24 protein-coding genes are annotated in these 23,970 nt (G+C 64.2%); 9 read left to right on the forward strand and 15 right to left on the reverse strand.

All coding sequences use genetic code 11. The features are described from left to right. Positions 1-124: 124 nt before the first annotated feature. The 6 genes from BLIN9172_RS18250 to BLIN9172_RS16870 form a co-directional block, all read right to left on the reverse strand. Positions 125-274: a hypothetical protein gene (locus BLIN9172_RS18250; protein ID WP_170286962.1), complete on the reverse strand. Its 150-nt coding sequence runs from the start codon at positions 272-274 to the stop codon at positions 125-127. Beyond that, positions 271-696 (reverse strand): hypothetical protein, encoded by a 426-nt coding sequence (locus BLIN9172_RS16850; RefSeq protein ID WP_205751081.1) that lies wholly within the window; start codon positions 694-696, stop codon positions 271-273. The genes BLIN9172_RS18250 and BLIN9172_RS16850 overlap by 4 nt, the downstream gene beginning before the upstream one ends. A gap of 465 nt (positions 697-1,161) precedes the next feature. Continuing rightward, positions 1,162-1,887: a response regulator transcription factor gene (locus tag BLIN9172_RS16855; RefSeq protein WP_101556075.1), complete on the reverse strand. Its 726-nt coding sequence runs from the start codon at positions 1,885-1,887 to the stop codon at positions 1,162-1,164. Continuing rightward, entirely contained in the window at positions 1,884-3,110 is a 1,227-nt protein-coding gene (locus BLIN9172_RS16860) for a sensor histidine kinase (RefSeq protein WP_101556076.1), read from the reverse strand. The genes BLIN9172_RS16855 and BLIN9172_RS16860 overlap by 4 nt, the downstream gene beginning before the upstream one ends. 78 nt (positions 3,111-3,188) lie before the next feature. Next, complete coding sequence (locus BLIN9172_RS16865; protein ID WP_101556077.1) at positions 3,189-3,992, reverse strand: ABC transporter permease; 804 nt, start codon at positions 3,990-3,992, stop codon at positions 3,189-3,191. 38 nt (positions 3,993-4,030) lie between these two features. Continuing rightward, entirely contained in the window at positions 4,031-4,513 is a 483-nt protein-coding gene (locus BLIN9172_RS16870) for a DUF8746 domain-containing protein (RefSeq protein ID WP_101556078.1), read from the reverse strand. 9 nt (positions 4,514-4,522) lie between these two features. Here BLIN9172_RS16870 and BLIN9172_RS16875 point away from each other — a divergent pair, with 9 nt between their 5' ends. Continuing rightward, positions 4,523-6,085 (forward strand): recombinase family protein, encoded by a 1,563-nt coding sequence (locus BLIN9172_RS16875; protein ID WP_240812219.1) that lies wholly within the window; start codon positions 4,523-4,525, stop codon positions 6,083-6,085. A 40-nt stretch (positions 6,086-6,125) separates the two neighbouring features. On the opposite strand, the gene BLIN9172_RS16880 is transcribed toward BLIN9172_RS16875, so the two are convergent. The 6 genes from BLIN9172_RS16880 to BLIN9172_RS16900 all read right to left on the reverse strand — a co-directional run bounded on the left by BLIN9172_RS16880 (position 6,126) and on the right by BLIN9172_RS16900 (position 10,348). Then, entirely contained in the window at positions 6,126-6,326 is a 201-nt protein-coding gene (locus BLIN9172_RS16880) for a hypothetical protein (RefSeq protein ID WP_101556080.1), read from the reverse strand. 635 nt (positions 6,327-6,961) lie between these two features. Further along, positions 6,962-7,606 carry a Fic/DOC family protein gene (locus BLIN9172_RS16885; protein WP_170286961.1) on the reverse strand — a complete coding sequence of 215 codons (645 nt, stop codon included), beginning with the start codon at positions 7,604-7,606 and terminating at the stop codon, positions 6,962-6,964. 181 nt (positions 7,607-7,787) lie between these two features. Continuing rightward, the gene (locus BLIN9172_RS16890) at positions 7,788-7,991 is read right to left on the reverse strand and encodes an antitoxin VbhA family protein (protein ID WP_009882040.1); all 204 of its coding nucleotides are present in this window, start codon (positions 7,989-7,991) and stop codon (positions 7,788-7,790) included. 168 nt (positions 7,992-8,159) lie between these two features. Beyond that, a complete protein-coding gene (locus BLIN9172_RS18255) occupies positions 8,160-8,312 on the reverse strand; it encodes a hypothetical protein (protein WP_009882039.1) in 153 nt (50 codons plus the stop codon). 183 nt (positions 8,313-8,495) lie between these two features. Then, positions 8,496-9,158, reverse strand: coding sequence for a response regulator transcription factor (locus BLIN9172_RS16895; protein ID WP_009882038.1), 663 nt, complete (start codon positions 9,156-9,158; stop codon positions 8,496-8,498). After that, positions 9,155-10,348: a sensor histidine kinase gene (locus tag BLIN9172_RS16900; protein ID WP_205751080.1), complete on the reverse strand. Its 1,194-nt coding sequence runs from the start codon at positions 10,346-10,348 to the stop codon at positions 9,155-9,157. Before BLIN9172_RS16900 ends, BLIN9172_RS16895 begins: the two co-directional genes overlap by 4 nt. A 377-nt stretch (positions 10,349-10,725) precedes the next feature. Here BLIN9172_RS16900 and BLIN9172_RS16905 point away from each other — a divergent pair, with 377 nt between their 5' ends. The 6 genes from BLIN9172_RS16905 to BLIN9172_RS16930 all read left to right on the forward strand — a co-directional run bounded on the left by BLIN9172_RS16905 (position 10,726) and on the right by BLIN9172_RS16930 (position 15,517). Then, on the forward strand, positions 10,726-11,130 hold the full coding sequence (locus BLIN9172_RS16905; protein ID WP_009883850.1) for a hypothetical protein: 405 nt from the start codon (positions 10,726-10,728) through the stop codon (positions 11,128-11,130). A 5-nt stretch (positions 11,131-11,135) separates the two neighbouring features. Beyond that, positions 11,136-11,576 carry a hypothetical protein gene (locus BLIN9172_RS16910; protein WP_050773395.1) on the forward strand — a complete coding sequence of 147 codons (441 nt, stop codon included), beginning with the start codon at positions 11,136-11,138 and terminating at the stop codon, positions 11,574-11,576. Positions 11,577-11,643: 67 nt separating this feature from the next. Next, a complete protein-coding gene (locus BLIN9172_RS16915) occupies positions 11,644-12,039 on the forward strand; it encodes a hypothetical protein (protein WP_009883848.1) in 396 nt (131 codons plus the stop codon). 88 nt (positions 12,040-12,127) lie between these two features. Then, positions 12,128-13,024: an ABC transporter ATP-binding protein gene (locus BLIN9172_RS16920; RefSeq protein ID WP_101556083.1), complete on the forward strand. Its 897-nt coding sequence runs from the start codon at positions 12,128-12,130 to the stop codon at positions 13,022-13,024. Then, positions 13,011-13,808, forward strand: coding sequence for a hypothetical protein (locus BLIN9172_RS16925; protein WP_233429449.1), 798 nt, complete (start codon positions 13,011-13,013; stop codon positions 13,806-13,808). The genes BLIN9172_RS16920 and BLIN9172_RS16925 overlap by 14 nt, the downstream gene beginning before the upstream one ends. Next, on the forward strand, positions 13,805-15,517 hold the full coding sequence (locus tag BLIN9172_RS16930) for an ATP-binding cassette domain-containing protein (protein ID WP_101556085.1): 1,713 nt from the start codon (positions 13,805-13,807) through the stop codon (positions 15,515-15,517). Before BLIN9172_RS16925 ends, BLIN9172_RS16930 begins: the two co-directional genes overlap by 4 nt. Here BLIN9172_RS16930 and BLIN9172_RS16935 read toward each other — a convergent pair. Continuing rightward, the gene (locus BLIN9172_RS16935; RefSeq protein WP_009883844.1) at positions 15,507-15,998 is read right to left on the reverse strand and encodes a hypothetical protein; all 492 of its coding nucleotides are present in this window, start codon (positions 15,996-15,998) and stop codon (positions 15,507-15,509) included. The two genes, BLIN9172_RS16930 and BLIN9172_RS16935, sit on opposite strands and share 11 nt — an antisense overlap. Before the next feature lie 261 nt (positions 15,999-16,259). Between BLIN9172_RS16935 and mobF the strand changes: the two genes are divergently transcribed. Then, positions 16,260-19,709, forward strand: coding sequence for a MobF family relaxase (gene mobF, locus BLIN9172_RS16940; protein WP_233429450.1), 3,450 nt, complete (start codon positions 16,260-16,262; stop codon positions 19,707-19,709). Between the two features lie 329 nt (positions 19,710-20,038). Here mobF and sigJ read toward each other — a convergent pair whose 3' ends face one another. Further along, positions 20,039-20,962 (reverse strand): RNA polymerase sigma factor SigJ, encoded by a 924-nt coding sequence (sigJ, locus tag BLIN9172_RS16950; protein ID WP_101556088.1) that lies wholly within the window; start codon positions 20,960-20,962, stop codon positions 20,039-20,041. Positions 20,963-21,068: 106 nt separating this feature from the next. After that, positions 21,069-22,760 carry a cytochrome bc1 complex cytochrome b subunit gene (qcrB, locus tag BLIN9172_RS16955; RefSeq protein ID WP_441092009.1) on the reverse strand — a complete coding sequence of 564 codons (1,692 nt, stop codon included), beginning with the start codon at positions 22,758-22,760 and terminating at the stop codon, positions 21,069-21,071. 416 nt (positions 22,761-23,176) lie between these two features. Here qcrB and BLIN9172_RS16960 point away from each other — a divergent pair, with 416 nt between their 5' ends. Further along, positions 23,177-23,758, forward strand: coding sequence for a sigma-70 family RNA polymerase sigma factor (locus BLIN9172_RS16960; protein WP_233429349.1), 582 nt, complete (start codon positions 23,177-23,179; stop codon positions 23,756-23,758). Positions 23,759-23,970 lie beyond the last annotated feature (212 nt).

Genomic DNA, 23,970 nt, shown 5'->3' on the forward strand with positions numbered 1-23,970 from the left:
AGCTTCGAGGGCGTCGAGGACCATGCGGACTGCTCGTTCGCGTAGCTCGAGGGGGTACTTCTTTTGGGGCATGACAGGGAAGTCCTTTCCGTGGCTTCACTGTCTCCATTATTCCCGGGGCGAATCAGATAGAAGCGTTCACCACGACGTCCTTATTGATATGCCTGAACCAGTGAATCCACCAAGGAACGAGCGCGGCTCCGATCGATCCTGTGATGTGCAGATGCACCTCAGAACCGTCGTAGACGCCATATTCTCCGACATCGGTGGTCATCCTGTCACCCCCTCAGCATTGACGGCCAGCCACTGCGAGACGAGGATCGGCTGCATACGTTCGCTTTCGGGCGCCGATGGGACATAATTCATCAGTAGATATTGAAATCGTGGTCCAACAGCGTCCTGTAATAGGCCCCGGCAGGTATCTGCGACCAGTTCATAGGGGAGACTTTTGAAGATCCAGTCGAGTCCCGCGTAATTATCGCGCATCACGGTCAACTGTTGCATCGCATCGAAGAGCGCTTTCGGGCCGCGACTTCGTGGATTGATGAGGACATTAAAAGTACTGTGATGGACGGGTGGGGTGACATCTTTCCAATTGCTGACCAGTGTTCCTTCAGTGTCGCGAGTACGCACTAAAACGTGTACGTTCTGGTTGCCGGGTTGGGTGCGAAAAACCTCCAGCCCGGCACCGTCCATCCTCCCACGTATGGACGCATATCCAGGTTGTAAGAATCTGGTGTATTTTGCAGTGTTGTAGCTGCGACATGGGCCCCAATGGCCCCAATCGCAGCGATGCCAAGGGCAGTGCTGACAATGTTAGATTCCACTGACGACTTCCCTCACGATAGTCGCGACAATCTTCGAATGAGACTGATAGCCGATGATCGACCGATGAGACGACTCTTCGACGAGTTCATAAGGTGCAGAGAGTTTATCCGCAAGACCTCGCTGCTGGTCGGCGTTTTCAGCCGAGACAACGACAACACGCGGTGGCCCACTCACACGACTCCACTGTCGATGTCTCGTGCTTCCAGCAGGCGGCCGACCGCCTTCTGCCAGGGTTGCCGTGGGGAAGGACGTTCTGACCTTTCTGTGAGCGGCGTCACCTCGCAAGCATCAGCAGTTGGGAGTTGTGCAATTCCTGCAGCGCGTCATGGCCCTTTAACTCCGGGGTGTTCTGAGCCGGTAAGCGAGGATCACTGCGTGAACACGGTCGCGCAGGTGCAACTTGGCGAAGACCCGGTTCACATGCGTTTTGACCGTAGCCGGCGAGAGGTGGAACGCCTCACAGATCTCCGAGTTCGACAGGCCGGCTGCCATCGAGTGGAACACTTCCCGTTCGCGCGGGCTGAGCTGGTCCAACGGATTGGATGAGCTGGGCTGGTCATTAGCGGCCCGAGCACGTGGAGGGGCCGGGGTGCGCGAAGTGAAGTGATCGACGAGGTACTTGGTAATCCGTGGCTCGACCACCGCCTCGCCCGCGTTGGCCGTCCGCACCGCTGCTCTGACCTGTTCGGGAGCGCTGCTCTTGAGTAGGAAGGCGCTGGCTCCGGCCTGGAGGCCGTCGAAGGCGTACTCGTCGACATCGAATGTGGTGAAGACGATGATCTTCGTGTTCGGGTGAGCGGCGGTAATGATCCGGGTTGCTTCAATCCCGCCGATGCCAGGCATCCTCACGTCCATGAGGACCACATCAGGTCGAAGCTCCCGGACTCGTCGCACAGCTTCCTCTCCCGAAGCAGCCTCACCGACGACCTTCAGGTCGTCGTCCGCTTCCAGCATGAGTGCGTTTCCCATTCGCGTGAGCTCCTGGTCGTCGACTACGAGAATCGAGATCGCGGTGGCTGAATCCGAGGATGCCGAGCTATATGGTTGTGGAGCGCTCATCGTCTGCTTTTCTCCTCGGTAATGTCGCCGATCTTCAGTGTTGCTGTGGTGGTCCAGCCGCCTCCGGGACGAGGACCAGCCGTGCTGGTGCCCCCGTGTGCGGCGGCCCGTTCGGCGATACCGACGAGGCCGCGGTGGGCTCCCTGGCTCGGAGTACCGGGATCCGCGTGGCCGTTGTCGTTGACGCGGATCGTGAGCTCGTCACCGACAGCTTCGAGGTCCACCTCGACCCGTGTGGCTCCCTTGGCGTAGCGCAGTGCATTAGTCAGCGCTTCGCTCACTATCCGGTAGATCGTCGTGGCCAGGATAGGGTCATCGGAGACGCTCCGTCCTTTCCGGGACAGGCGTACCGGAAGACCTGCGATGCGGTAGACATCAACGAGCTCCTCAAGGTCGGGGACGTTGTGGCCCGATCGATGCAGTTCGTCGTCAAGCACCGGATCGTCTTCGCGTAGGACCTGGAGGATGCGCTGCATCTCCGTCAGCGCGGTCCTTCCGACGTCTCCGAGCTTGACCAGTGCCTGAGCCGAACGCTCAGGATGCTTCTCCCAGCCGCTGCTGGCCCCGTCTGCCAGCGCCACCATGGTCGAGAGCGAGTGGGCGACCACATCGTGCATCTCCGCGGTGATGCGTTGCCGTTCGACGACCCGCGCGGTCGCGAGGCGCTCGTTCATCAGTTCTGCCAGCGCTTCCCTTCGCTGCGTCGCACCGCGCACGGCGATGCCCAGAGCCAGCACCGCGAGTACGAGTGGCTCGAGCAGGGTTGCTGAGTGCGCGGGGTCGTCCCGTACCAAAGCGGCAACGAATGTTCCTAGGGCGGGGAGGACGACGGCGACGGCATAGCCGGCCAGAGCCCACCCGATGGTGCGTGAGGCGGCCACAGTGTAGACCATGACCGCGGCCGGGATCGTTATCACCGCGGGGGAGGGCACGGGCAGCATCGCGCCGACCGTGCTGATCACCGCGATCACGGCCAGGACCCCTACCGGGAACCTGCGTCTCCACAGCAGCAGCGCGCTCGAGACGCCTGCGTACGCCAGCAACGGCCACAGGGGCCGCTGCGGAGCGATGACGAGCACGAGGATCTGCACGGCGAGGCAGGCAGTCGCGACGAGCAGGTCGATCGCACCTGGATGGCGCTGGGCGAGACCGAGCAGTCTGCCGCCGAGGGCACGGTCGACGTCGGCGGCGTCCATCGCCAGCTGCTCGGTGCGCGTGCTCATCGTTCTCCCCGGGCCGTCATTGTCGGTCCTTCCATTGTCCTCCGCGTGCCGGATTCCGCCATAACATCACCGATGAGGTCAAGCGTCGCGCCGTTTGAAGGTGATCGCTGCGATCGCGAAGAGGACGACCGACCACACGAGCAGCACCAGGTAGCCCGTCCACGGGCCCAGTCCGCCGGAGACCGGCCTCGCGAGCAGCTGCGACCCCGCCTGGATAGGGAAGAACCCAGTGATCTCGACACCATACTCGGTGAACATCTGCGGGATCACGGGCACGATGAGCAGGAGGACGATGACGCCCAGGACGCTGGCGACCACGTTGCGGATGAGCGCACCGACAGCGATGCCGATGATGCTCAGCGTCGCCAGATACAGCCCGGATCCAAGGATCAGGCGCAGGGCGTCCGCTGGGCTCAGGTCATAGCTGTACCCGCCAATGCCGAGGATCGCGGGGGCCAGTGCGAAGCCGATGGCCGAGCTGACGATGCCGATCACAAAGGAGACCCCGGCGATGATGGCAGACTTGGCCACCAGCACCGGCGTGCGCCGTGGCACCGAGAGCAGCGTCGTGCCGATCTGGCCGGAGCGGTACTCGTTCGTGATCATCAGCACGGCGAGCACGGCGAGGATGATGCCCACGTAACCGGTCTTGTCGACGATCATCTCGGGGTAGGCGTCGTAGTCGGCCTTGGGGGAGCTGCGGTCGCGGTAGACGTATGCCCAGGGCATCGCCAGGCCGTTGGCGATGAGCAACAGGAGGGTGAAGGCGGTCAGGACGTGGTTGGACGTGAGGCCGCGGAACTTGATCCATTCGGAGGCGGTCGCTCCGCCGAGCCCGACCGGGCTCGGCGCGTCACGTCGTACAGATGCCGTGGTGGTCATCGCAGGGAATCCTTTCGTGATGGGTAGGCCCGGGACGGTCAGGCCGAGACGAACTCGACGGCGTCGCGAGTGAGCTGGTTGTAGGCCTCTTCGAGGGTCTGGCGCTGCGGGGTGAGCTCGGTGACCAGCGCTCCGTCCTCCTGGCCGGCGCGGGCGATCTGCTCGGTGCTCAGCCCCTCGACCTCGATCACGTCCTGTTCGCACGAGGTGATCGTGACGCCCGGAGCCGCGAGGCGGGCGCTGAGCTTGCGAACATCCTTCGTGCGCACCCGCACGCGGTCGTCGTCGGGGACGGTGAGCGCGCTGATGAGGGAGTCGGCGATGATCTCCCCGCGGCCGATGATCACGACGTGGTCGGCGATCAGGGACAGCTCGGTGAGCAGGTGCGAGGAGAGGAACACGGTGCGTCCCTCGGCGGCGAGGGAGCCCAGCAGTTCGCGCGCCCAGGTCACGCCTTCGGGATCGAGGCCGTTGACCGGCTCGTCGATGAGGCTCAAGGGATAGAGGGAAGGCAGACGCACCTCATGTTCATGAACACCACCACGATGAACACCACGACGAACAGGCTCCTGGAGCTGCCCCTGCTCACGCCGGACCTGCGGGCCGCGGTCGAGCGACTCAGGGAGATGGCCGAGGACGACTGGATCGGCTCGATCCTCTATGGGCGGGCCTCGCAGGACCGGCACAAGCTGATGCGCTCGATCGATGACCAGCTCACCGACATGGTCGGCTGGTGCCTGCCGATCCGCTGGTACCCGGAAGCGATCGTCCGCGACGCCGACCGGTCCGCCTCCCAATGGCGCAAGAAAGAACGGGAGGGCTTCGATGAGGCGATGGCGCTGATCGAGTCCGGCAAGTACGGCGGCTTCGCCTCCTGGGAGCCGTCTCGTGCCGGACGCGACATGGAGGTCTACGTGCAGCTGCGCAAGGCCTGCCAGCGTGCCGGAGTCCTCTACCTCACCCACGGACGGGTCTACGACTTCGCCCGCTCCGATGACTCGTTCATGATGGGGTTTGAATTCCTCCGCGCCGAGGCAGATGCGAACACGATGCGCGAACGGCAATTACGCACGGTCAAGCTCAACGCCGACAAGGGCCGCCCCCACGGTCGCCTCCCGTACGGGTACCGGCGGGTCTACGACCAGCACACTGGTGTCCTGCTGCGCCAGGAACCCGACCCTCACACGGGGCAGATCGTTCGTGACGCTGCTCGGGACGTACTGGCGGGTAAGAGCATGTACTCGGTCGCGATGCGGTTGCAGGATGCCGGGGAGCCGACGCCGAAGAAGCCGTGGGCCGAGAGCCCTCGCGGCTGGGACACCTACACGGTCCGTCAGGTGCTCCAGAACCCCACGATCGCGGGCAAGCGCGTCTACCGGGGCGAGGTCGTCGGTGACGCCCAGTGGGAACCGCTGATCGACTGGGAGGACTTCCAGAAGCTCCAGCGCCTGTTCGCTGACCCGGGCCGGCGGGTCAAGGGCGGGGGCGGGATGGCTGCGAAGACCCTCATGGTCCACATCGCCCGCTGCCACTACTGCGGCAGGCCGCTGAAGCGGGCCACGCTGCGGAAGAAGGAGAGGACTCCCGCGGTGAAGTATCAGTGCCAGTTCCGGGGGTGTTATAAGACGATGATCTCCCAGCCGGGCCTGGACGCCTACGTCGAGCAGGTCGTGTTGGAGTGGTTCCAGAACCCCGCGAACCTGTCCCGCCTCACCGGCCACGATGACAACAGCTGGCTCCAGGTCGCCGGGGCTGCTGAGCAGAAGCGGGCGGCGTTGCAGGCCCGCCTGGACGAGGTGATCGAGCAGTACGCGGCCGGGAGCCTGAACCTCGACACGCTGACCAAGCTGGAAGCAGCGCTGCGCCCCCAGATTGCTGAGGCGGAGCAGGCGCTCATCCCGCCGGTGACCGATGACCGCGTCCGCGCCCTGGTCACCGCTGAGGACGTGCCCGCCGCGTGGGCGGGCCTGCCGTTGGCGGAACGGCGGAAGATCATCAAGGCCACGTTCAACGTCCGCATCCGCCAAACGCAGAATCGGGGGCAGAACAGGTTTGAGCCCGAGCGGGTCCTTATCGAGCCCCGCGCGCTCTAAAGGACGCGGGGCTCGAAGCCAGAGAGGGCAGAGTGCCAGTTCAGTAGGTGGTGTCGCCGCGGAGTTGGTGGCGGATCATCTCAGCCTGCTCAGCGCTCATGGGTGGGAAGCGGGCGGCGGTGGTCTTCGCGGCCTGCCGGATCGCCTCCCGGTCGGGCTCGGTCAGGGCCTCGTCGTCGATCGCCAGACGCGGCCTCGTCGTCGTAGTGGTGCCGGTTGGGGGTGTTGGGATGCTGTTCATAACTGACAGGTACGCTCTTACACCCGTGGCCAGAAAAAAGCAACCACAATATGTAGACATCCGAGTATCCGGGAGCTACTATATGTGGATGGTCAGTGCTGTCGTCCCTGTCAAGGCCCCACGGTCGGGGTCGGGGTCGGGCACGGGGGTGCCGATTCGGCACCTCCGTAGCAGTCACCCGTCAGGCCTGCCGGTGGTGAAAATTTTGCACCACCGCCAGCCCTCGGACCGGCGAGCCTTCAGGGTGCCTGCACGTTGCAGTCACCGTGGCGTCACCTGGGATCTCCACGGTGGTGCCAGCGTGGCACCACCGTTGACCGTTGACGGCGGTGAAAATTTTCCACCCCCGTGGCCGGAGGCACGGTCCTGCAAATTTTGCGGGACCGCGGCGGTCGCGCAACGGTCCCGGAAATTTTCCGGCCCCGTTGACCCGCCTTGGCTGATGGCACGGTGGTGCCGATTCGACACCACCGTACTCGGCGGCACCGTCGCGGGGCGTCATCAACTGTGTGCGAAACTTTCCCGCACCGTACGACCAGGTCTTCTGCCTCCGACTGCCCGTCGCGCGGGTGGTCAACGGGTCCGCACATTTTGCGGATCCGTTCTCCTGACGGGCTCCTCGACTTCGTGCTGGTTCATAGCCCAAGCCCTCGATCCTGAGGGCCGGGCCCGCGCCGGGGCGGAGGCCCGAAGGGTGGATCGGGGTCGAGCTGGTTTGCCCGCCGCTGTAGCGCCGCCCGCAACTCCCGATCCAGCGCCTCAACGTCCCGTCGCGGTCGGGGGCAAGTGAACTCCGCTGCTGCTTGCTCCATCCGCTCCGGGAGATCATCGGCCCTGATGGAAGCGACCGGGATGAGCGCCGGGTGCAGCAGCGCCTCAAGCCCGTCCGGGGCACGGTAGATCGCGACGGTCCGCGCGTGGGCGAACACATTCGGATCGATCTGGTTCCAGTCGATCACCCAACCAGCCTCGACGGCGAGCTGATTGAACAGCGTGAACTGGCTGCGAGTATTGACGTCGCGGAACGGGTGGATCGCCGTGGTCTCACCCCAGGTCCAGGCCAGGCCCGCGGAGAACCCGGCACGATCACGACCCTTGAGATAGTCCATCCCCGCCAGAGCCCCGAAGACACGATCGGCCTCGTCGGAGATGAACTCGGGCAGGCAGTGCGCGATCCCGGTCCCACCCGGACCGGTGTTCGTATCCCGCAACTGACCACCCCAGGTGTAGAAGCCCTCGACCAGCCGGGCATGGATCGCCTGCAAGTGCGCCAGGTACAAAACTGCCGGAGATCGGTGTCCGAGCCAGCTCGCGGACACGCAGACCGATGACCGCGGTCTCGGCTTCCTTCCACGCCGCCGGGTCGGTGTAGCCGGGGATGTTGACGAGCACTTCGGTGCCAGGATACGTGTAATGATCCGGCATCAGTGCCCACCCCTGGCCGCGAGGTCGTGCGCCCGGTTACCGGGTGATGCCGTACTTGGCGTCGATCTGCGCCAGCCGCTGGGCGATGGCCTCGTCGGCGGACAGTTCCCCGGCGAGCACCTTTCGGCCCAGGGCACGGTCGGCGTCGGTCTCCTCTTCGCCGGCCATCCGCTGGCCTGCGGTAACCTGTGCTTCGAGCCGGTCGATCTCGGCCTGCGACAGCGTCTTCGTGGTCGCCATGCTGGTTCCTCCTCCATGCTCACCTGCCACCCCCTAGTCTACCGTTCCGGACCCTCATCCTGCCGGTGCATACACGGTGATTGATCCGAGTAGCGCAGTGCGAGCAGTCCGTCGCGAGATAGGTACGGGCCGCTTCCCGGACATCGCTTTCTCGTCTCTGTGGGGTGCTCAGCTCAGGTCGTGTGCCTGTCGCATCCACGCTTGCTGCTGCGCGATCAGCCCGGTCCGATTGGTCGGGTCGAGCGCTCTGGTCTGCTGCTTGACCAGCCGGCGGCGGGAGGCCCACTGCGCCCGCTCGTCTTCGTCGGTGGCGTCGGACATCCGCGCTAGCAGCAGCGCCGAAAGCAGGGTTCACGCTTCACGAGTGATGCCATGGACGACCACGTCCTCGACCAGCATCCGGTCATACCATCCGTGGATTGATTCTGCGGAAATCGTGGCTCGCGCGCTCGGTCTCATCTTCCGCGCCTGATCATGTGAGGTCCACTTTGAGGCATCTTGTTCTCATGTCGGCGAGTCCGAGAGGCCCGCATCGTGTCCGAGGACAGCCAATCGGACACGATTGGTGATCTGCAACTGGGTGAAGATGCTGGCGAGATGTGCTTTCACTGTCGCGGGCGAACAGTGCAGGCGTTTACCGATCTCAGCGTTCGTGAGTCCTTGGGCCACGTACTGGACGACTTCTCGTTCGCGTTCGGTCAGTTGGGAAAGGGCTTCAATCGCCTGATCTTTTCTGGCATTGTTGCCGTTCTCCGAGTATTTGTCGAGGAGTACTCTCGCGTGGCGCGATGAGAGAATTGTGCGGCCCTCGGCCGTTTCACGGACCGCGTCGATGATCTCGGCGGGAGGCGTGTCCTTGAGGAGGTAACCGCTGGCTCCTGCGTCGAGCACTGAGAGGACGTGCGCGTCAGTGTCGAAAGTCGTCAGGGCCAGGACCTTCGGGGGTTCCGGGAGCTTCATCAGTTCGGCGGTGGCCTCACGCCCGTCCATGCCCGGCATCCGCAGATCCATGAGAACAACATCAGGGTGAACCCGTTCGACCTCGACGATGGACTCCTTCCCATCAGTAGCCTCTCCGACGCACTCAACGTCGTCAGCAGAGTCGAAGATGAACCGAAGACCGGCCCGGACCAGCGGGTCGTCGTCAACGATGAGGACGTGAATCATCCGCTCGCCTCCGTCTGGTCGGTATCAGCTGCCGGCCACGGCAGGTCGGCTCGGACGATGAACACGGAGTCGGACTCGGTGACTGTCAGTTCGCCGCCGACCGTACGCGCGCGTTCCTGGAGGCCGGGTAGCCCTCGCCCTCCGTGGCCGGGGCGTTCTGTCTCGGAGACAGGGTCTGTCACAGCGTTTCTGACCTCGATGACCAGGTGCTGTCCCGGAGATCCCGCAAGCGACACGATCACTGGCGCGCTCGGCGCATGCCTATGCGCATTGGTCAGGCCCTCCTGGACGATCCGGTACGCCGCTCGCGTGGTCTTCTCCGGAAGCATCTCGGGTGTGGTCAGATCGGAGGACACGAGGTCGACGATCGCCCCGCTGGAACGGCTTTCGGTGATGAGCTTCTCGATCCCGAGGATGTCCTGGGGAACGAGTGATCGTTCCGTTGCCTCTGAATCCAGCCAGTCGGGAGTCTCGATCGAGCCGATGATGGACCGGAGATCGTCGAGGGCCGCACGGGCGCTTCGTCTAATGAGCTGTGCTTGTTTCTCCACGACCTCCCCTCCGGCGTGGGCATTGAGTTCGAGTCCTCCGGCTTGCATGGTTAGCAGAGACAGCTTGTGCCCAAGCACATCATGGGCTTCGCGGGCGATGCGGGCACGTTCCAACAGGACAGCCTCAGCCGCTCGCGCTGATCGTTCGGCCTCGGCATGCTCGGCACGAATCCGGTAGCTGTCGGTGAGGTCTCGGCGCGCCGCGACGGCGGTGCCGATGAGGTAGGGGACGAGTACGACGACGATGCTGTTGAGCAACCAACTGCCGACGCTGGTCCAGGCTTCGAGGTCAACGCCATCGACCGATACGAGACGTTCCCCTCGCGCCGCGACAACACCCAAGAGCACGAAGGTCAAGGCGATGGCGAGGAGCCCGCGCCGACCTTTGCGTCGCACTCCGAGATTGAATAGTGCTGGGATGAGCAGTACTTGGGTGGCAAACGCCGTCGTCGCCCACGCCACCACGAGCAGTGCATACGGGTATTCCTCGCGGACGAGGGCGGCAGCGGCCCCCAGGGCGGCCAGCCCGATGAGGATCACCTGAGGCCAGCCGTTCATCCCACTGGCCGCGAGAACAGTTAGTGAGGCGATCACGAGCACGTACGCGGCCGACCGTGCCCAGTCTGTCGAGCGATGCACGGGCTCGGGTCGAGGTGTCGTTGGCATCCGTTCACCGCCTCCCGGGAACTGTCCATCCCCTCGTGTCCGCGTGGCTCGTCCTGCTCCTGATTCTACCTCCCCACCGTCCTTCGCCATTCGGCTAGAGAACCGTCACGAAGCCACCCTGCCCGGCACCGCCGGTCACACCCGCCCACAGAGCGCGCCGACACGCTCATGCCGCGACGCGGTCACAGCGCATTCGCGTCCGAACGGCCTATACAACAGCCTGTTCTCTAGGCCGATCGGGCGAGGAATTGTCTATCCGCTCCGCCGATGCGGGCGACACCATGATCTTGGGAGCGTAGATGGCAACAGGAAATCCTGTTCACGCCAGATTTTCAACGCGGAGGATCGCCATGAATGACCGCACACACAAATACGAGAACCTGACCAGAATCGACTATCCAAAAGTCGAGGAAGACTCGCAGCTCCCGCCGCTGACCCGTGAAGCGGTGCAAAAGGAAGCGCGTGAAGGACTCGAAGAAATCCGTGACTTCATCACCACGGACGAATTCGTCTCCCTGTTGGGCGAACTCTACGACCTCCCTCCGGAGGACCGCGACAGCTACGTCCGCACAGTCCTGCTCGATGCTGACGAGCTCGGCAAGCGGGGAATCCACACACCGGACGGGATCAAGATCCAGCGGTCTCAGTTCGGCGACCACCGGCCGACGATCTTCTGCGTCACCAAGCTCATGTCCGATGGGGTGCGCAAGGTGACGTACACCTTCGACAACGAGTCGATTCCGGCGAGGGCGTGAGGCTGATGCTTTCCACCGACGTGAGAGGCAACGGAACAGCGCTACACGACACCTACCATGCCGCCACCGTCGACGAGTTGCGCAAGAACTCCTCCCTCCGACGGTTGCTAGCCATCGTCAATCAGCAGATGCTCTTCCCTCATCGCGGCCGGATCGACCTGTCAGACGACCGCCTGAGTCTCGGGTCCTGGCGCACGCTGATGCCGAACGAGATCGCCCATGTCTCGATGAGCTTCCTCCCCGAGTACAGCAGAGTCGCTGCCGGCGGCGCACGAGGAGGATTCCCCTCCTTCGGCGCCCTGAAGCGACTCGGCGCGCCTTTGGTCCTGGACCTCAGGACCGGAGAACGCATCGCTTTGCTGATCGGATACACCTGGTGGTCCGGTACGACAAAGGATGCACATTGGTTCCCCGCGCTGAAAGCTTTCGCAGCCCGAGGCGAGTAGAACCAGCAGTAACACCCCCATCTGAATACTCAACCCCACGAGTATTCACCCCACGAAAGGAAATGCCATGTCTGTCATGGAAACCACCGACCACACCGAAGTGGATCGGACGCTCGACGAGATCCGTCATCAGGTCAACAAGGAGACGGTGACGAAGCAGATCAACGAGTTCATCGACATCATCTCCACCGACGGGTTCCTCGACTACGTCAACGGAATCGCCGCGCTGCCGACGTATTCCGAGCGGCGTGAGTACACCGCGAAGACGGCGAACGTGCCCACCCTCAGGGAGCATGGCGTGCCCACGCCCGACGGGCTGCGGCTGACCACCCGCGAGTTCGAGATGCCCGAGGACGGACGCGCGGCCAACACACCCTTGGTCCAGGTCCGGCCGGGCACCGATCCGCGGATGGGCTTCTGCGTCAGTGTCGGCGTCGTCGTCTGCGCCAGCTACGGCGGCTGAACCACACAACCGAAACGGGGTGTTCTTCCGCACGGTCGATATGCGGAGGAGCACCCCGCTTCCTGCACACGAAAGACAGGCGCCCATCATGGACAGCAGCGACACCACCATCTGCATTGCCGAGCAGATTAGCCACAGCTACGGGCCCCGCAGTGCGCTGACAGACATTTCCTTCTCCCTGCCCCAAGGAACGGTCATCGGTCTCGTCGGTGCCAATGGCAGCGGGAAATCGACGCTCTTGCGCATTCTCTCGGGCGTCCAGCGACCCAGCTCCGGAACAACCTTCCTCTTCGGAGAGAACCTTGCCGACTCAGAAGCGGCGGGCAGAGGGCTGGGGGCGGCCGTCGACGGTACGGCCCTCTGGCCTGGCTGGAGCGTACGGCAGAACCTGCGCTACATCGCCGGCCTCTGCGGAGCCACTAACGAACAGATCGATGACGCCGCCGTACTCGTCGACATCGCCGCAGAGATGAAGACCCGGCTCCGGCGTCTCTCCCTTGGCAACCGGCAACGCGTGCTCCTGGCCGCGGCGATCCTCGCTGGCACCAGGATCGTCCTCATGGACGAACCGATGAATGGACTCGACCCCGATACGCGCCAGCGGATCAGGGAAGTCATCATCATGCTTGCTGGCCAGGGCAGGACCGTCCTGCTGTCCAGCCATGACCTGCACGACGTGGAATCCCTATGCAGCCAGCTCATCGTCCTCGACGACGGGCATCTGATGTTCGCAGGCCAGACCGCGGACTTCGTCGGTGCCAGCACGATGACGATCCTCCGAATGGATTCCGACGCCACCAGTCGAGCACAGATGCTGCTCACCGACGCAGGAATCCATTGCCGCCGAGACAGTACCGGAGCACCCGTGGTCTTCACCCACGAGGCAACTGCCGCTACTCGGATTCTCACCACCGCCGGCATCAGCGTCCTCGCCGCCGACGAACGTCACGCCACACTTGAGGAGAAGTTCCATGACCGCCTCTAACGCCCCCCGCATCACGCGGACAGAAACAAGCCGATGGGTGCGAGATCCCGTCGTCCTCATCACGATCGGCGCTCTCATCACCGTCTCCGCGGCACTGACCTATCTCGCCATCTCCGTAGCGACCGGCTCCACGTCATCGGGCGGCAACGGCGTTCAACTCCAAACGGACACCACCCTCACCGCCGAATCCACCAACGACGACCTAGCGTCGATGGCGCGAAGCAGCCTGACAATGCTCGTACCCATCGCCGCGATCATCGTCGGGGTCCGATTCGCCGGAGGCGAGCTCACATCAGGGGCGCTGCTCCAGATGGGCGTGGCTGCCCGCCGCCTCCGGTTCCTCTTCGCGGTACGCCTGGTGCTGCTGGCGGTCATCGCCGGAATCGCCGGTGCCGCCACCGCAGCGGTGACCCTCGCCGCAACCGAAGCTGCACGGGCTCAGTCCGCTGATCTGGCTCACCTCACCGTGTGGGAAGCAGGCGGCTCCCCGGTCTTTGGAGCTGCGATGCAAGCCGTGGTGATCGCTGTGCTCGCGTTCGGCCTCTCCGCCCTGACCCGGAGGTGGATCGTCATCACCATCTGCATGCTCGTCTACATCGTCGGGCTGGAACCAGCACTCTCGGGCCTATTCGCCGACGCCAGCGCCTGGCTGCCGAGAACGGCGACATCCGAGCTGATGCTCCCGCAACCGGAACTCGCACACGTCCTGCCCACCGCGATCTGTGCCCTGCTGCTGGCCATCATTGCCGTCGCCAGCCTCCGCCGCGACCGGGTAGCACGATGAGTGCGCCGACAACCGCTCAGCAGGATCATTTGCTGGTCGTACAAGCGCGCTCACGACGCAGCGTCCGCTGGGCTGGTCAAACAGTCGCTGTCATCGCGGCCATCGTCGAACTCATCGTCCCTGTTGCTATCGCCTCTGGAGTCGCACGAGTCTTAGACGGCGCACCGGTTGGCATGGGGGTGCTCGTGCCAATGCTCGCCGCCATCATCGGCGCCGGAGCATTTGCTGCCGCTCAGGTGGTGCTCCTCACCCGCATCGCCGCCTCAGAGATGCATCGACTGCGCCTGACCGTCGCGGCCAGGCTGGTCGGCCTCAGGCCCCGAACCGTCGAGAAGCTCGGGGTCGGCGAGGCGACCGCGCTCTACAGCCACTACGCCAACGAGCTCGAGCCCCTGCTCACGGCCGACGCGATTCGTCGGCGTACCGCCGTGATCACAGTTGTCGGTTGCCTGGTGCTCATGGTCGGATTCGAATGGAGGCTTACGCTCGCTCTGCTTGTTGCCCTCATCGTCGCAGGCCTCATCATCGGCATCGTCATCAAGCCCGTCAAAGAACGCGCTGCCTTCGGGCTCAATGCGCTGGCCGAGACGGCAGCAGACATCGGCGAGTACCTTCGCTCGATCCGCTCAGCAACCGTGTACGGCCTGGGCGCGAGCTACCGACGTGAGTTCGAGACCCGGCTTGCCGAGGTCGCCGTCACAGAGCGTCGCGTCGGACATGCTCAAGCGCTTGTCGACCTCATTGTCAAGACGACATCAATGCTTCTGCTTGTCGCCCTCGGCGCGCTCGGAATGCTCCTGGTATCGATCGATGCCATGTCCGTGGCCAACCTCTCCGGGTTCCTCGGGGCTCTAGCCATCCTTCTCGCTCCTGCCGCCAAGTACGCCGAACTGATCCAACAGGTACGCACTGCCCAAGCAGCCCAATCCCGGATCGAGCAACTCCCATCCGAAGCGGAACCGTCTTCATCTGCTCCAGTGCCCGCGCCGACTATCAACCGGCTCGAAGTCACCGACGCGATCCTCGAACCCGCCGATGGCGCCGTCGTCGGACCGGTGTCATTCTCCGCACGCGCCGGAGACCTCGTATGCCTCGTCGGACCCAGCGGCGCCGGGAAAACCACACTCCTATCCGCGATTGCAGGATTCGCTCCCGTCACCGCCGGCCAGATGCACATCGGCGGAAAGGATCTTCCGCACTGGTCCCCGCCGGAGCTGTGGCGTTCCATCGCCTATGTCGAACAAGGCACGCCCACTCTCGGAGCAACGGTCCGAACCTTCCTCACCCCAGACGAGGCCAACCCGCCTGACGAAACGACACTGCGGACTCTCCTCACAGCATTCAACCTCGATGACAGGCTCGGCGCTGATGGCATCGAGTCGCCCCTGGAACGGGCAGGAACCAGCCTCTCCGGCGGCGAACGACAGCGTCTTTCCATCGTTCGCGCCCTCGCCAGCGACCGACCGCTGCTTCTCCTCGACGAACCCACAGCCCATCTCGACTCTCACACCGAGACAGCAGTCCTCGAAGCCATTGACCAACTGCGCAAAGACCGCCTCGTCATCGCCGCGACCCACTCCGAACGGCTCATCCAAAGAGCAGATCAAGTGGTGCAACTGGACCCAGGGGTGACTGCCAACCGACCAACATCGGACCTGGACACGAACGTCGCCGAATTGCTTGCTGCCACCCGCCCGGTCACGCCCTGAACAGCGACCGGGCCGTGAGGAAGATCCCGCGCTGGCGGAACGCCCGCGGGCTCTCCCGGTCCGCGTCTGCGCGGAAGATCGCGGGCACCGAGGGATACCAGGCCGTGGTGCGCCGTGCCGGGTCGAGAGCCCACACCGGTGGCGACCAGCCGTCGCGCTCAGCCAGATGATCGGCCAACGCCGCGAACGCGGCATCCGCCTCGCCGGCCCCGGTCAGCTCCGGCTCATCGACGAACACCCCGGCGGCGAGGCCCGGGCCACCGCGGCGCAGCGTGGACGTGTAGTCATCCAGGGTCTGGAGGACACCGAACCGCCAGCACGCGTCCAGGCCCTCGCCCTCAGCCAGGAGATTCCGGCAGGCCTTCGCGTTCCCGGCCGCGGTGTGCCGCACCCCGACATCGGTCGCGAGCACAGGCCCGGGCTCGACCAGGGAGGCTGCGAGCAGCTCACCGACCGAACGGACCTCACCCCGGAACACCATCAACCCATCTCCTGTCCTTCAGTCTCCATCTTCCCAGATGCACCACCAGCAGACCATGGACAACGCCCCGCAGCCACACGGACCTCCGTACCGCCGCTGAACAAGCACCCCAGCCGAGTCCGACCGCACCGGCTCCGCCGCCCCCTACTCCGGTCTCTCTCATGAGCCCCGCACCGGAAGAGACGAATGGACGCATGTTACCTGCGGTAGTGCCCGCGCACCTTCCTCACGAAGCGACTCGTGAGGAAGGCGGTGACCGGCATGAAAGGCGGCGTGACCCTCTTCCGCGGACCCGGAACCGCCGCGCGCCGGTACCTCGAATCCGACCGGTCCACCGCGGATGACTACTACCTCGAAGGCGGCACCGCCCTCGCGGACTTCACCATCACCAACGCCGCCGGTGAGGTCGTCGCGAACACCGGCCTGGACCCGGAGCAGTACGCCGGCTGGGTGGACTGGACCCACCCGCTGACCGGGGAGCGGATGGGCACCCCGCGTGAAGCTGGCGAGGTCCGGAAGGGCTCCCCGCGGTTCGCGGAGATGGTCGTCAACACCCCCAAGAACTTGTCGATCGCTGCCGCCCTGCACCCGGAGGTCTCCGATGCCCTCGACGCCGCGCAACAGGACGCGGTGGCCGAGATTCGCCGATGGCTGGCACAGCACGCCTACACGCGTGTCGGCCCGCGCGGGCAGCAGGAAATCATCCCGGCGGAGTCGGTGCAGACTGTCGCCGTCGTGCACCGCACGTCGCGTGCGGGTGATCCGCACCGGCACGTGCACTTCCAGATCGGCACTCGCGTGCCCGCCGCGGGCAAGTGGCGTGCCCTCGATACTGCGGTCCTGTTCAAGCAACAGGGTGCGATCCGTGCACTCGGTGCTGCGGTGATCGCGGCGAACCCGCAATTGGCTGCAACCCTGGACCGGCACGGGCTCACGCTGGATCCCGTCACCGGGGAGGTGACGGAGTTGGAGGCGTTCAACCCGGTGATGAGCAAGCGTGCCCATCAGGTCGAACGCAACCTGAAGCGGTTGGAGGCCGAGTGGGAGGCCGCGCACCCCGGCGAGGAGCCCGGCCCCGTCGTCCGCGCGCGGCTGCTGCACAAGGCGTGGGCGCATGAGCGGCCGAACAAGAAACCGTCCGACCTCGGCGACGAAGAAGCGTGGCGGCAGGAGCTGGTCGAGGCCGGTTACGATCCCGAGACCCTCACCCGTGCACCCGCACCCGAGCGGGTCTCCGTCGATGACCTGCGCGTGCAGGAGGTCGCGAGCCGTGCCTTGGACCGGGCTGCGGCGGGTGGGTCGACGTGGACGGTGTCTACGCTGCGCGAGCACGTCACCCGCATCACCACCGACCACGGCGTGCAAGCAACCGGCGAGGAGTTGCGCGAGTTCGTACAACTCGCGACTGACCTTGCAATAGGAGATTGCTTCTCCGTGTTGCCGCCCGGTGCGGTACAGCCTGAGCATGTTGCACATCTGACCTCGCTGCGGGTTGTGGAGGCCGAGACGCAGTTGCGTGACCGGCTCGAAGTGCAGGCCCCGAACCGCGAGCCTCGCCGCCCCGACCTCAGTACGCTTGCCGCCGAGCACGGCCTCGACGCTGGACAGTCGGAGGCTGCTGCCGCGGTCGCCTCCCGTGACCCGCTCGTCGTGGTCGAGGGGGCGGCGGGGTCGGGGAAGACCACCATGCTCGCCACTGCCATCGAAGCCCTCGACCACGACGGCCGGGCAGCAAGAGTAGTGACCCCGACGAAGAAGGCCGCCCAGGTCGCAGGCGAGACCCTAAAGGTGCCAGCCGACAGTGTGGCTGCGCTCGTGTACGCGCACGGGTTCAGGTGGAACGACGACGGCGTCTGGACCCGCCTCAAGCCCGGCGACACCGACCCCACCACGGGCCAGACCTATATGGGTCCACCGCAGGGTGCTCGGTTGGTGCGGGGTGAGCGGGTGATCGTGGACGAAGCCGGGATGCTCGACCAGGACACCGCGCTGGCCCTCCTCACCATCGTCCGCGAGTCTCGGGCGTCGGTGGCGCTGGTCGGCGACCGCGCCCAGCTCCCCGCGGTCGGTCGCGGCGGCGTGCTCGATATGGCCGCGCACATCCGCGGGGCAACTGTGGATATGAGCGAGCTGCACCGCTTCGACGACGAACACTATGCGGCCTTGACGTTGCGGATGCGCGACGGGAAGAACCCTGCGGCGATCTTCGACCAGTTGCACTCGCTCGGCTTGGTCCGGCTGCATGCCGACGATGACGCGCTGCGCGAGCACATCGCCGAGCACACGCCCCCCGAGGATGCTGTGACCGTGGCGACCAACGACGAAGCCACCGCCCTGAACGAGCGCATCCGCACCGTCCGCGTCGAAGCCGGCGAGGTCGACGACACCCGTACCGTGACCGGTTCTGATGGTCTGGCGATCGGTGTGGGTGATCTGGTGCAGGCGCGGCAGAATGATGCCGAGCTGCGGGTCGCGAACCGGCAGACCTTCACCATCCAAAGCGTCGACGAGGACGGTGCGGTGCACGCGATCGAGACCGGCACCGACCGCAAACACAGCGTCACGGTTGCCCTTCCGGCCGAGTACGTGGCCGAGCACGTGCACCTGGCCTACGCCGCCACCGCCTACGGCGTTCAAGGCGCGACCGTCGACAGTGCGCACACGGTGCTCTCCGACGCCCACGACGCGGCGGCGGTATACGTCGGCCTTACCCGTGGCAGTGCCCGTAACGAGCTCCATGTTGTCGCTGCGGACCTCGCGGACGCGAAGGCGCAGTTTATCGAGGCGATGGGCCGCGACCACGCCGACCGCGGACTCGACGACGCCACCACCCGAGCACACGAGGCCATCGCCGGTCTGGTCAAGGACGGACCCGTCTCGATGGTCTCGGAGGAGCTGGCCCGCCTTGACGGGCTGGCGCAGAAGGCTGAGCAGCGAGCGGCCTGGTGGGAACAGGTCGGTGACCAGTTCGCCGTGCTGTCGGCTCGGCATCGGGAGGAGACGGACGAGAGCACCGGCGCCCTGGCCACGGCTGAGGAGCACGCCGCGACCGTGCGGGCCGAGACCCTCGCGCCCCTGGAGGCACGCGCCGAGGCCGAAGGGCGGGAGTACCTCGACGCTGTCGGCGAGGAGGCTCAGGCCGCCGGGCGACTGGCGACGGCCGGTTGGTTCGGTAAGCGGCGTGCCCAACGCGAGCACGACACCGCCCGCGAGCACGCCCAGGCCCGGCGCGGTCGCCTGTCCGCAGAGTGGGGCACTCTCCCACGGCACCCGGGCGAGCTTCACGCGTGGGCGGGCCGTGTCGCTTCCCAGCAGACCGAGGAGGCTCCCGAGGTAGTGGAGGCTGACGCGACCGTGGTCGAGGCGCGGCAGGCACGTACCGGGTTGCAGGAGCGGCAACGCCGCGACCGGCTCACACTCTTGGCGAGCCTCCACGGGGCGGACAACGTCCGCCGCGACCCCGACCGCTACCTGCGCACCAGCCCCCGGAGGCAGGCGGCAATGTGGACGGCGTCGGCGGAAGAAGCGCGGACCGACGCCGCCGAGCTCCGCGGACTGCCGCCGGATCAGGCCGTGTATCTCATCGAGGTCAAACGCGGCGCCGCCGAAACCCGCGAGACAGCGCTCCGGGAACGGCAGCGGCAGCTCTCCGACGACCGGGACCCCGCCCGGAGCACGCCCCGTCGAGACGGACCGGCACGCGGCCTCTAGGACGCCGGGGGCTTGCCCCAGCTGCGCCGTTTGGTCAGGTGCCACGCCCCGCACGACGGGCACTCATAGATCCGCAACGGACCGGCATAACGCGAGCGGCGCAACGCGACCCGCGCGGCGTCACCATAGTCTCCGTACTGACGTTTGCCGGTATCGAGACACAGTGCGCGGCTCTGAACGGCATGGTGCTTCTTCCGTCTGCGATGTCGGGCCATGTGGATCTCATTTTACAATTGAAGTACTCGTTTCCAGTCGCGCAGGGCTCCATGGAGATCTGAGAGAAGTGCGGCCTTGCGAACATTCTGGCGTCTGAGGACCGTGTACGCTCCTCACTCCCACGCTGCTAGCTTTTCCGGATTCCGCACGGCCCAGATATGATCCACCATTCCAGAACTCACATTCACAGAAATGACTGCAACGATCTTCCCCTCGGAGGTCGCCACAAGGCCAGCCTCCCCGTTGACAACCTGTTCCTCGATATGGAGGCCCGGTTGGCGGCCAAACGCGCCAATGAAGAAACGAGCCACTTCCTCCGGGCCATACAACGGCTCCAAAGCAGCAGAAACGAGCCCGCCACCATCGGTGACCGCCGTGACATTGGGGTCCAGCAACTTAATAAGCCCACCAATGTCGCCTTCGCTCCAAGCGTTCTTGAATGAACGGACGACGGCAGCATGCTCTTCACTCGGCACGGCAATCTGGCGCGAATCTCGAATCCGCTTTCGTGCGGAAGACGCCAACTGACGGCAAGCGACCGGTGATCTTCCGACAATCTCAGCGACCTCTGCAAAAGTGAATCGAAAGACGTCATGCAGAACGAAAGCCACGCGTTCAGCTGGCGTCATCGACTCCAGCACGACTAAGAGGGCCATCGAGACGGACTCGTCCATACTTACTCGATCTGCTGGGTCGATCGAAGCTTGAGATGAGCTGCTTGTCCAGGCACTTGGATCGGGGATAGGTTCAGGGAGCCACTCGCCGACGTAAAGCTCTCGACGAACGCGCGCACTGCCGAGAAGATCGAAACAGATTCGGCTCGCGGTCGTAATTAGCCAAGCGCGTGGCGATCGCACGTCCTCGCGAGCAGAATCCTCAAGCCGATACCAGCGAATGTACGTATCTTGAACAGCGTCTTCAGCATCGCTGAGCGACCCGAGGAGTCGATAGCATAGGCCGAGTAGGATACTGCGCTCTTCGACGGCGTCCCCAAGGCTCGGCGGCTCAGTCACAGCCGACTCAGTGGCGTCCGGCATGATCCCTCCTCCTCGCCACCGGCCAGCTCGAGCAGGCAAGGCGGCTCTTGATTGAGACTATACAGCGGGGGCAGACCACCCCCTACAGGTAAGACGAAGCACACGATCAGAGTGTGAGGTCTGCTCCACCAGAACGTCGAGCGGTGTCGTCGCGCACAGGAGAACCGTCAGTCCGGGGGTTCTCAGAGGATTCCGTCGCTTGTGGCTCAGCAGATGAGTGACCGCGAAGCTCCCGAACCTCGTCTGGCGAAGGCGGAACGACACGATCCTCAAAGAACCTGCGAGAGAAGAACGCTCGCACCCTCTCCCTGATTCGAATCCGCCCAGACTCATCTGGCCGCGGATGCAGTGGAGAGGGAGACTCATAGTTGACAAGCTCCCATCGTTGGAACTCATCAACCGGTGCGTGTATCTCCTGGTATTCGCCGCTCGGTAGACGCACGATCCTCCCCGTTTCGAAACCGTGCAGTGCGATCTCCTTGTCCTTTCTCTGCAGGCCGAGGCAGATCCGTCGAGCGATACTGAAGCCAACGATGGGTCCGAGGAACAGTGACACCTGGAGCGCAAGAATGACGTCCTCGTTGCTGAGAGAAAAGTGCAAAGCGATGACGTCAGAACCGGCAGCTATCCATAGAACCGCGTAGAAGACGATTGCGGCAATGCCTATACCGGTACGTGCGGGTGCATTCCTGGGGCGGACCAGCAGATGATGATCGCGTTTATCGGCGGAAATCCACGATTCGATAAATGGGTACAGGATTGCAGCGACGAAGAACAACCCACATACGGCGACGGGAACCAGGATCGCAAGAGTGAGCGTATAGCCACTCAAGACGATCTCCCATCCTGGCGGTACGAGTCGCTGCGCCCCGTCCAGGAACGCGACAAACCAGAGAGCGCCGCCCCCGGCCGAAGCATTACCTGGGTCAGCGGGGCCATAGGTCCAGATCGGATTGATCGTCACAGTGGCGGCGATGAGGAACAGGATGCCAGACACCATGAGCATCAGACCGAATCGCTTGACTGTGGCGGGGGCGAGCGATTTCCCGACCACGTTGTTCTCGGACCTCCCTGGCAAAGGGAACTGAGTGGGCTTGTGACGGAATGTTTGAAAAGCGATGACAAGACCGAATAGGGCGATCAGTGCCGGAAGGATGAGGACATGCATCGGGTACACCGTTGCTATCGCTCCGGATGGAAAGCTGCCTTGAAAGAAGAGTGATGAAAGAGTCGTACCAATCACTGGTATGGCCTTTAGGACGCCGTCGAGGACTGCAAGACTGCTGCCTGAGAGCATGTCATCCGGAAGGAAGTGCCCTGTCAGTCCCGCCATCATCGCCGTCATGAGGCAGCCGAACAGAGCTATCCAAGCTATTTCCCGCGGCTTGCGAAACTCGGCGGTAAAGAAGACTCGCAAGATCTGAAGAATCAGAGCCGCGATCATGAGCGATGCGCTCCAGGAATGCAGTTGGCGCATGAGCAACCCACCGCGGACCTCAAAGGACAGCTCCATGGTCGATGTGAATGCTCGCGAGGTTTCTACACCTCGTAACGGCTCATATGGGCCTTGGTACGTGACTGTTTCGACTGACGGGTCATAGAAGAACATCAGGAAGACGCCCGACAACATGCAGACGATGAATGACGCCAGGGCGATATGGATAAAGAAGAACGACCAATGATCGGGAAACACCCTGGTCCTAAGCTTTGCCAGCCAAGTGCTTGCTCCGACGCGCTTGTCTATCCAACTGCCGACCCGGTCGACGGCTCTCGTTCTCGGCGAATGTTCGCGTGGCACAAGTATCCCTTTCGTTGGCCCGTGGCACTTCAGCTGACCAACTAAGAGACGACGCGGCGCTGCGATCTGTGAGGCGGGACTCCCGCACTTCAGCGACTAAGGCGAGTCGCAACGCAGCCGGAGCGGGCGGTCCCGGGCCTCGGACTGCGACCGGCGGGACTGGCCCTTAGCACCGTCCTTGACCTGGTCCGTAGGGAGGCTTCGAAGCGACCGTCCCCCACCCAATGCCGCCGCGGGGAGCCGCGATGACCAGCGCACCTGACGTTTTGAACCGCTGCTCCGTCGAAGTGTTACCAGAGTCACACCAGACGGACCACACCGCCGAAGGAGCCCGCACATGCAGACAGTAGTCCCGCATACCGCCAAGGATCAGACCACACCCGACTTCGGGTACGACGGAAGCACGAGTGATCGCCATGGTTCCCCGTGACAGCCACACCGAATCCGCCAGGTCTTTCCTCGAAGTCGTACAAGGCGAGCGGCTTCGCCTACTGTCCGTCGCCTACAACCTGCTCGGATCAGCATCTGACGCAGAAGACGCAGTACAAGAGGCCTATCTCCGCTGGTACCGCCAACCGCCGTCAGAGCGGAATGCGATCAAGACGCCGGGAGCTTGGCTCACCAAAGTCGTTACCCGAATTTGCCTCGACCAACTACGGTCGGCCCGCAAACGACGCGAAGTATACGTTGGCGAGTGGCTTCCCGAGCCGATCCCTGCCTTCGACGTCAGAGTTGCCGAACCTTCGGGGACCACATCCGCCGACCCTGCCGACCGCATATCACTTGATGAGTCGGTTTCCATGGCGCTCCTGATCGTCCTCGACAAGATGTCACCCGCCGAACGCGTCAGCTTCGTCCTGCATGACGTGTTCCAATACTCCTTCGCCGAGATCGCGGAAATCGTCGGGCGTACCCCTCATGCGTGCCGCCAACTCGCTTCGTCAGCGAGGAAACGAGCAAAGAGCGCCACCTCTGGACGCGTCGAACAGGACGGTTAACCAAGCTTTCAAAGAGGCATGGCAGCAAGGCAGTCTCACGAAGCTTCTTAACGTACTCGATCCGAGCGTTACCGCCGTCACAGATGGGGGGGTGCCCCTATGTTTTAAGTCAAGGGGCAACGACTAGTTTCTTCAAGAATATTCGGTAGGAGTCGAAAGGCAGGGATGATCGGTCTGGGAACCAGCTCCCGGACTGATCTGGTACTCCGCTA

The organism is Brevibacterium linens ATCC 9172, assembly GCF_900169165.1.
Classification (GTDB): Bacteria; Actinomycetota; Actinomycetes; order Actinomycetales; family Brevibacteriaceae; genus Brevibacterium; species Brevibacterium linens.